General features: G+C 41.9%; 5 protein-coding genes. All 5 read left to right on the forward strand.

Translation table 11 applies throughout. From position 1 onward, the window contains the following. On the forward strand, nucleotides 1-975 hold a 975-nt coding region (locus QUB35_RS37225; protein ID WP_333147840.1), incomplete at its 5' end, for an RHS repeat-associated core domain-containing protein. Beyond that, nucleotides 972-2,951 carry a WD40 domain-containing protein gene (locus QUB35_RS37230; protein ID WP_333147842.1) on the forward strand — a complete coding sequence of 660 codons (1,980 nt, stop codon included), beginning with the start codon at nucleotides 972-974 and terminating at the stop codon, nucleotides 2,949-2,951. The genes QUB35_RS37225 and QUB35_RS37230, both read left to right, overlap by 4 nt. A 326-nt stretch (nucleotides 2,952-3,277) precedes the next feature. Then, entirely contained in the window at nucleotides 3,278-3,934 is a 657-nt protein-coding gene (locus tag QUB35_RS37235; protein WP_333147844.1) for an SMI1/KNR4 family protein, read from the forward strand. A gap of 389 nt (nucleotides 3,935-4,323) precedes the next feature. Continuing rightward, the gene (locus QUB35_RS37240; RefSeq protein ID WP_333147846.1) at nucleotides 4,324-8,196 is read left to right on the forward strand and encodes an RHS repeat-associated core domain-containing protein; all 3,873 of its coding nucleotides are present in this window, start codon (nucleotides 4,324-4,326) and stop codon (nucleotides 8,194-8,196) included. A gap of 65 nt (nucleotides 8,197-8,261) precedes the next feature. Beyond that, the gene (locus QUB35_RS37245) at nucleotides 8,262-9,620 is read left to right on the forward strand and encodes a hypothetical protein (protein ID WP_333058089.1); all 1,359 of its coding nucleotides are present in this window, start codon (nucleotides 8,262-8,264) and stop codon (nucleotides 9,618-9,620) included. Nucleotides 9,621-9,796: the final 176 nt, after the last annotated feature.

Below are 9,796 nucleotides of genomic sequence, written 5' to 3' on the forward strand. Positions count from 1 at the left end.
GATAATGTACTGTTTGATTTTGTGGCTTCGGGGTCGAATCAACCTGTTTTGGACAAGCGGTATTTTTACGGGACTGGGGTTGACAGAGTGTTGGCACAGGAGAGTGCTCAGGGGGGTGTTTTGTGGTCTTTGACTGACCAGTTGGGGACGGTTAAGGATTTTGTGGATAATAGTGGGAGTGTGGCGAATCATGTGAGGTATGATGCGTTTGGTGGGGTGGTTAGTCAGTCGAATTCTGCTGCTGGAAGTCGGTATGGGTTTACGGGGCGGGAGTTGGATTCTGAGACTGGGTTGTATTATTATCGGGCGCGGTATTATAATTCGGAGATAGGACGGTTTATTGGGGAGGATTCTGTTGGGTTTGCAAGCAAAGACACAAATCTGTATGCCTATGTTACCAATAACCCAATAGAGGCTATCGATCCTTTTGGACTAACGAAACGTGGAAAAGTGGACAGCCAACTGCGTCTTATTAATTACTTTGATGGCGATAATAATTCGCCAGAGTTCACAAATACCATAGAGTCTATCTCTAATGACGCAAGCAATTTTATACTCTCTGATTTGACCATAGCTAGAATCAGTCCTACTGATGACGAAGCTCCAGGAGGAACGCTACCAAACAAAAATAAAATCAAGAGTATTCAACCTATAGGTGATGATAGAGGTCATATTGTTGCTAATAAGGAATTGGGAGGCAGCAACAGAGATATTAATAACTTTTTTCCCCAAAATAGTTCAATTAACCAAGGAAGAAGTGGCACATGGCGCGCCTTTGAAAGCAATCTAGGTAGAGAGATAGTTAAGAAAAATAACGATCCTAATTGTCCTCGTGTAAATTTGATTCTAACTATAAATCTTGTGTACCTAGGAAGAACAATAGAATATCCTCTCAGACCGAGTAGTTATGTTGCCTTAGGAGTTTTCACTGACGGTACCATATATGGACCAAGTTTTTTCCCTAATCCTTTATGATGAAACAAAAGTGGCAAGCCTTACTGAACTATTTAGAATTTATTGAAGACCCTTATTGTGGAGAAGTTTGGGATGAACAACAAATTATAAACTTTGAACTTCAGAATAACGTTGTTTTACCTGCTGACTATAAAGATTTTTGCCAAGTATTTGGAGGTGGGATGTTTGGGGATTATATGCAACTTTGGTGTCCCAGTAAAGAGTTACAGCTTGGAATAAACGTTCTGAAGATTGAGATTGATAATTATGTATATAATAATCCAGATAACTCTTTAGATTTAGAGTCCCTTAATAAATTGCTCAGTTATGCTTTCGTGTTTGGGGATAATTCCTGTGCAGAAATACTTTTTTGGAATTTGGAAAGTTATAGTAACTTGGATAATAGCTGTGATATTTACTTAGTGCGTTTAGATAGCTTTGAAGGTAATTTGTACCAAGTAGGGCGAAACTTTTTTGAATTCGTGTGCGATTTCTGTTTAGGAACAAAAGCTTACGAAGTTTTACCAGAATGGATGCACCCGTATCCACAGGAACTTCACTACACTTTCACTCAATATAGACAAAAAAAATCCAATTCTGAAGCTAGCGATCGCTCTTTAACACAGGTAAGCCCCCCAATCCAAGTAGAAAGAGAACGCGGACAAGTTAGCCAAAATTTTCTCCAGTCTGCTTGGGAACAGTTAACAGTTAACGCGTTTTTCAAACCACAAAAGTTCAGCGCTGAATTTCAACAGATTCAGCAAAAATTGCTGCAAGTTTGGAACAAGCTGATACAATCTATTCAACACTCTCAAACTACTAACCTTACGGAAAATACAGAAGATTTTAATAGCCAAGAGCAACAAGCTTGGCAAAATTTTGAGCAATTTGTGGGTAACTTAGCAGCTAGTTATCCTCAAACTAAACACTTCAGTCATGAAAACTTCGAGCATTTGCATCTTCCTCCTGAATCTACCAGTCCACGAACTGACTTACCTCCCGCAAGGTCTGAGATAGAGTATCAGGAGATGGAAGAGGCTTTGCGGGGGGGGAATTTTTATGCCTTCTTTAGGTATCTGAGAACATTCAAAAGCCATTCCACTTCTGTTTATTCTGTTGTTTTTAGTCCAGATGGACAAATTTTAGCTAGCGGGTGTGCCGACACTACCATCAAGCTTTGGGACTTGAGTAACCGTCAGGAAATTCGCAACCTTACAGGACATACCGATGCTGTTATCTCAGTAGCAATCAGTTCAGATGGGCAAGTTCTAGCTAGTGGCAGTGCTGATGCTACTATTAAGCTATGGAACCTCGACACGTCTCAAGAAATCTACACACTTTCTGGTCATAGTAGTTCCGTACTTTCTGTAGCAATTAGTTCCAACGGACAAATTTTAGCCAGCGGCAGTGCCGATCGCACTATCAAATTATGGAATGTAATAACAGGGCAACAAATTCGCACTTTTACCAGTCATGATTCCTCTGTTTTATCTTTAGCGATTAGTCCAGATGGCAAGATTTTAGCAAGTGGTAGTGCTGATCGCACTATCAAATTATGGGACTTAAATACAGGTGAAGAAATTCGTACTTGGGATTTTGAATCCGGTTTTGTTTTTGCTGTTTGCTTCCATCCAAACGGACAAATGCTTTTCAGCAGTCACGAAGGAGACAGAACTATAAAATTGTGGAATTTACTGACACAAGAAGTAATTTACACAATTCCTACAGATGCGGAAGTAGTCTCGCTGGTAATTAGTCCCGACGGGCAAATCCTTGCTGGTGGGGGTGGATATTCCGGTTCTCGCGTTATTGGTATGTGGGAAGTGAACGCAGGAAAAGCGCTCGCTTCTTTTCATGCTTCTACCAACAATTCGATCTATCATCACCGTATTGTTTACTCTGTTGCTTTTAGTCCCGACGGACAAACACTTGCTAGTGGAAGTAAAGACACTACTGTCAAACTTTGGGGAGTTCCACCGCCTATTAAGATTGAGTGAGGGAAAGTAATATCGAGTGAAAACGCTATCGCCGCATATCCCTCTCAAAAAAATGCTTAAAATCATTTTTTTCAACAAAAATTAACATTTATTTAACCCTAAAATTTGTTTTCAAACCCCTGCATTTAAATATTAAACCATTTTATCTTGATAAGCGTCAAACTGCGATTGCTTGGAATTCCCCAATGACCTCTGTGTATCAAAGTCCTTTTAGCGGTCATACATTTACAAGCACCCCTCCTGTTAATTTGCCCAATCCTTAGACGCCCATTTATCGTCCTTTTTTTCCTTAGTTTTTTATTAAACAACAAAAACCCTCATAAGCTATGATTAATCAATGGCGACAATTGCTAGCAAACCTAGAAGTCATAGAGGATGACCTTGGTGTAGAAATTTTAAGCGAAGATGAACTAACTGCTTTTGAAATCCAAAATAATATTACTTTACCTGCTGACTATAAAGATTTTTGTCAAATCTTTGGTACGGGTTCCCTTTGGGACTTGGTGGTTATTTTCTGTCCCAGCAATTATCTGCTGGAAGCTCAGGATATGATAGGAGGAATGATAGACCAAATAAGAAGATATCCATCTCCCGATCTTAACCGCAATCTAGAATATATAAACCTGCTAAGTTCTGCTTTCATGTTTGGAGAATATGGGGCAGGAGGCAGCTTAATTTTTTGGGATTTAACAACTTACAGCGAGTCGGATAAAAGTTATGATATTTACTGGGCAGATTGGGAAACACCGGAGTGTGGCGAGCGAGTTTTTATAAGTAGAAGCTTTTTTGAGTTTGTCCGAGATTTTTGTTACGGTACAAAGTCTTTTGATTTTATACCAGAATTGATGGAGGGTATTTCTCCTGAAGACATTGAATATACTTTCAGTCGGTTCAATCCTAGCATTCGTATGTTAGATTGGGACGCAATCTGCTCGATAGAAGAACGATCGCCAGATTATTGGCGTGGCGACCACCCCGATTGAAACTCAGATGGATTAAAGATTGGCAGTCGAAATACAGTCTAGCGGCGTTGCTGAATACAGGTATGAATTCAAGATTTTGCAATTGCTATAAGCCCTCGGAGGGTGAGTTTTGTAACTTCCGACAAAAGTTGATTCATACCGTGAATCAGCAACGCCAGTCTAGCTATCTTTTTTAAAGAGATACAATCGAGGGCGATCGTACTTACAGAAATATTATCACCGGCGATTGCCCAATCAATTTCTCTCAACAAGTGCTAACATTTATTTAGTCAGAAAATCTGCCTTCAAACCTCTGAATAAAAACATCAAAGCATTTTAGCATTTTACCACTAGTTCGATCTAGCTGCGACTACTACGAAATTGACCCGCTTACTGGTAACAGAAGAAAAGTGACAAACGTAGTAGGTGCTGTTGGCGACAGCGATGATGTTGTTACTAGCTATACCTACACAAATAAAAATCTAATTGACATTGAAACTGACCCCAACGGACGGGTGACAGATTACGATTATAACGATAAAGACCAGTTGGTTAAGATTACTGTTGCCTCTGGGACTCCTGATGAAGCGGTGCAGCAGTTTGAGTACGATGCTGCGGGGAATCAAAAGGCAGTAATTGATGAAAATGGCATCCGCACTGAGTATGAATACGATGCGATGAATCAATTGAAGAAGACGACGTTTGCCTCTGCGACTCCTGATGAAGCAACGCAGCAGTTTGAGTATGATGGTGCGGGAAATCAGACGGCAACAATTGATGAGAAGGGCAACCGTACTGAGTCTGATTATAATATCATGAATCAGCTCGTTAAAGTGACGGCTCCTGACCCGGATGGCAGCGGGCCGCTGACATCGCCCGTGACGAGTTACGAGTACGATTTGAATGGGAATCAGGTATTAATGGTTGATCCGTTGGGAAGGAAGACTGAGTATCGGTATGACAGTCGGAATCGGTTGGTGGAGATGGTTAATCCTGACGGTACGGTCGAGAAGATGCGGTACGATTCGGATAACAATCAGACGGCGAGTTTTGATGCAAAAGGCAACCGAACTAACAAGGTTTATGATGCACGGGGCCGGTTAATTCGGGAGGTTGACCCTAGTGAGAAAGTTACTCGTTTTGAGTATAATGTTGCTAATCAAATGGTGGCTCAAGTTGATGCTAATAATAACCGGACTGAGTACAAGTATGATGAGTTGGGAAGGCGGACTGATGTTACTCAAGCGGCACAGACTACTATTGCTAGTACGAGCAAAACTGAGTACGATAAGGTTGGGAATGTTACTGCTGAAATTGATGGGAATACTAACAAAACTCAATACGTTTACGATGCTCTGAATCGTCAAACTCAAATCACAGATCCACTCAATAATGTCACAACATCCGAGTACAATAAAGGTGGCACTCTCAAATCGGTTACTGACCCGATACTTCGCAAGACTTCCTTTACCTACGATGCTTTAAACCGCCAAAAAACTGTCACTGACCCCAAACTAAACAATACCACCTACACTTACGACAAAGCCGGCAATCAAACTAAAATTACCGACGCTCTCAACCACTCCACCGAATACACCTACGACAATCTCAACCGCCAAACCGGCAGCAAAGACCCTCTCAATAATACCACAAAATCTACCTACGACGCTAACAGCAACCTCCTCACATTTACCAACGAACTGGGAGACAAAACCGAATATACTTACGACACAAAAGACCGAACTACTTCCGTCACCGACCCCCTCGGCAACAAAGTGTCTACAGAATACGATGCTAACGGTAATGTTAGTGCTGTCGCAGACGGTTTGGGCAACACCACTCGCTACGGTTACGATGCTTTAAACCGTCAAACAACAGTCACTGATGCTCTCAACAAAACCACAACTACAGCTTACGATAATGTCGGCAATGTCAGTTCTCTCACTGACCCTTCCAACAACAAAACAACCTTCGCCTACGATGAATTAAATCGCCTCAAAACTGAAACCAATCAACCACTGAACCGCACTCGCAGCTACACTTACGACCCCGCAGGCAATTTAATCACATCTAAAGACGGCAACAACCGCACTCGCAAGTTTGTTTACGACAAACTCAACCGCCCAAAAGAGGAACAGTGGCTGAATTCAGCTAACACTTCTATTCGGACGATTACTTCAAGCTACGATGCAGCAGGTCAACTTAAAACTATTAGCGACCCCGATGCAACTTATGCTTTGACTTACGATTTGGCTGGGAATTTGGAAACTGTTGACAATGCGGGAACTCCGAACGTGCCAAATGTGTTGTTGAAGTACGCATACAATCAGGTTAATCGTCCGATTTCTGTGACGGATACAATTAACGGTCAATTGCGGGGAACGAAGTCTTTTACTTATGATGATGGGAACCGAGTAACTCGGATTACTCAAAGTGGGAATGGGGTAAGTTCCAAGCGGGTGGATATGAGTTATGATGCTGCGGGTAAAACTAAGGATGTTACTCGTTACAGCGATTTGAATGGGACGGGTTTGGTGGCCTCAAGCGAGTATGTTTATGACACTGCGGGTCGTTTAACTCGGTTGAGTCACGGTAAGGGGAATGTGACGTTAGCTAATTATGCTTGGACTTACGATTTTGCCAATCGAGTGACTGGATTTACTTCGCCATCGGGTAGTACCAATTACAGTTATGACAAGCGAGACCAGTTGACTGGTGCAGATTATAGTTCTCAGAGTGATGAGAGTTACAGTTACGATGATAATGGGAGTCGAACTAATTCTGGATATCAAACTGGAAGTAACAATCAGTTGCAGTCTGATGGTGTTTACAATTACGACTACGATGGTGAGGGGAATCTCACGAAGCGGACTGATATTGTTACGGGTGAGGTGACTGAGTACAGTTGGGATTATCGGAACCGTTTGAGTCAGGTTGTGGGTAAAAATGGTAGCGGTTCTGTGATTAAGTCGGCTCAGTATAGTTATGATGGTTTGAATCGCCGCATTGTTAAGGAAGTTGATGCGGATGGTGCTGGTAGTGCGGTGCCTCAAGTTGAGCGTTTGGTTTACGACGGGCAGCATATTGCTTTGACTTTTGATGGTGCTGGTTCTCAAACGCACCGTTATTTGCACGGGGTGGAAACTGACCAGATTTTGGCTGATGAAAGTGCTGGCGGTAGCGTGTTGTGGCCGTTAACTGATAATCTGGGAACGGTGCGGGATTTGGTTGATTCTAATGGGGCGATTCAGAATCGGATTGGTTATGATAGTTTTGGGAAGGTGAGGAGTCAAACTAATCCGAGTGTGGGTTTCCGGTTTGGTTTTACGGGGCGGGAGTTGGATTCTGAGACGGGGAATTATTATTATAATTCGAGGTATTATGACCCGCAGGTGGGGAGGTTTATTAGTGAGGATACGATCGGGTTTGGGGGTGGGGATGCTAATTTGTATCGGTATGTGGGAAATAGTCCGACTAATTATACCGATCCGTCGGGAGAACAGGTTCCTGTAGCGATACCTTTGCCTGCACCGGCTTTGCCTCTACCGCCTTTGGGTGGTCTTCTCCAGCGTGTGCCTGGTTTGGGTATATTGCTTGCACCTCCTGGTGGTGGTGGGTTGCTGAATCCTCTTCCTGCTGGTCAGGACGATCGACTGTTTCAGGAGAGACTGCGGAGAGGGTTGATTCAACCTCAGGGACAAACTCAGCCTACTCCACTGCTTAATCGACCAACTCGTTCACAGCCATCCACTGCGCCGTCAACCTCTCCAGCTTCGCCACCTCTTCCGAATCCTGATTGTAAAACTTGTGCAGATGACCCCGAACTCAAGAAATATGTCAAGTGTGAGACAATATTTAGAGGAACAGGGGGAGAACAGGGTATCCTAATTGGTTTTAGATATAACAGCCTTGAAGATGCAGCGAATAATTTACAAAAAACAAGGCGCGAATTAGCAAATGACAGACAGCCAAATAGAGAAAGACTATGGTGGTTGCAGAGTTTGCTTCCTCCTATAGGAGCTTTACCATATAAAGCCGATGATAAGTTACCTTGTCCTTATCCAAAGCCTACAAAAGACGGTGGTGCGCGTCACTACAATGTAGAGATAAGTGCTAACGATAACGTCCGAAAAGACCAAGAGTGGTCGTCATCTAGCGCTGGCTCACTCGGAAGATGTGAATGTTGTGAAGATACTGTCACAGGACCAAAGAAAAGAGTAAGATTTTCCATTTTGAATATAAAAAATGCAAATAGCCGGAAAATTCACAATTCTGATCTCTAAATCAATTACTTGACTGGAACATAACCTTTTACGCTTGATATAGATGCTGTGTAATTAACAAGCAAATGACTATAAACAGAGTAGAGTATTTAATGATCTTGTCTGCTTTAACAGAGACAGAAATTTTCATAAATGTCGCATCTGATTGGCGACTCTCCCATGCTGAAGTGGTATCAGCAGCCAATCGGTTATTTCAAAGTGGCGATATATTAGCAGCATTTTCTAATGAAAATGGAGAAAATATTAGAGGTGTAGCCCTAACAATATCTCAGATTTGGGCAAGCCTAAATGGAAAACTCAACGCTTTTTACTACTTAACTTCTCAGGGAGGAGCAAGGTGGGAAGGCTTAACTGGTGCTAATTGGAATTATTATCATAAATGGTGTCTGGGTTATCAGCGTGATGAAATAACTGGATTATTTCGTTCAGAAATAATCTGTTGTTCTCAGCAGATTATGCAAGAAATTATAAATTATTGTGAATATTTAGAAAACCAAATTCTTATTTCAGAAACTTGTTTTTGGGAGGATATAGGATTTTGGAAAGCAACGTACTGGAAAACTTTACCCAAAGCTTACAAAGTTACTTACCAGCATCGATATTTTGAATTGTGTATCGACTCAAATACACCCAAAGAATGGATTGAGAAAGATCGACAAGCGAAGCAGTGGTACTCAGAAATTTCGCATTGGTATACAGAGCCAGAATTAGATACAAACCCATCAAGTCTCTTTGAAGATATAGCACCAATCTCTTACGCAGCATTGGCAGAAACTCCGAATTCAAAGGTTGAATACTTGCTGCTAAAATCTGTTGTAATAAACTATTACGGGTTAGAAAGCGTTGCATACTCAGAACACTTATCTCATGCTGAAACAGCACTTGCAGCCGATTCCTTGTTTCAAAAAGGAGATATTAAAGCAATAGTGTTTGCTGATGAATATGATGCAGAGGGGACTCCTGATGTTGTTTTAACAATGGCTGGAATTCAAGACCACTTAGACGGGAGACTTAAAGCATCATACTATTTAACTCCTCAAGGAGGTGCTAAATGGGAAGCAATGGCTCATCCTGCCTGGAATAAGTTTCTTATTGCGAATTTTCTGAACATCTTCCCCTATGAAGAGGGAATTATAGGTACTGAGCGCGAAATTATAGAGCAATTGCTGGCTGTGGATAGTTTGATTTTAATACACGAACATATCCCAGGAACCGAAAAGTGGAATGTCCTTGAACCATTTCAAGCTACCTACTGGAAGACTTTACCGCGAGGCTATCATGTTAGTTGCGAACATAAGTCTAGTGATTTTTGTCCTTGGAAATTAGATGACAATACTCCGGTTGAGATAGTTGAGGAATACAAGCAGGCGAGTGAATGGTACGAGAATGTGAAAAAATGGTATACAGACCCTTCCTTTGACTAGAATTTAACTTTTTTACTTAATAGTTGAATTAACGAATGCAAAGCAAAAGGCGGCTTAACCTCTTCCGTAGAAATGCACTCCGGGGCAGTCATCGAAACACACGACCTCGTACCTTACCAGTCAATGGGAGAAACCCGCAGCTTAACTCTAACCTACGATTCTCTCAGAGCAGACCC

Source organism: Microcoleus sp. B13-B6, assembly GCF_036705405.1.
GTDB lineage: Bacteria > Cyanobacteriota > Cyanobacteriia > Cyanobacteriales > Microcoleaceae > Microcoleus.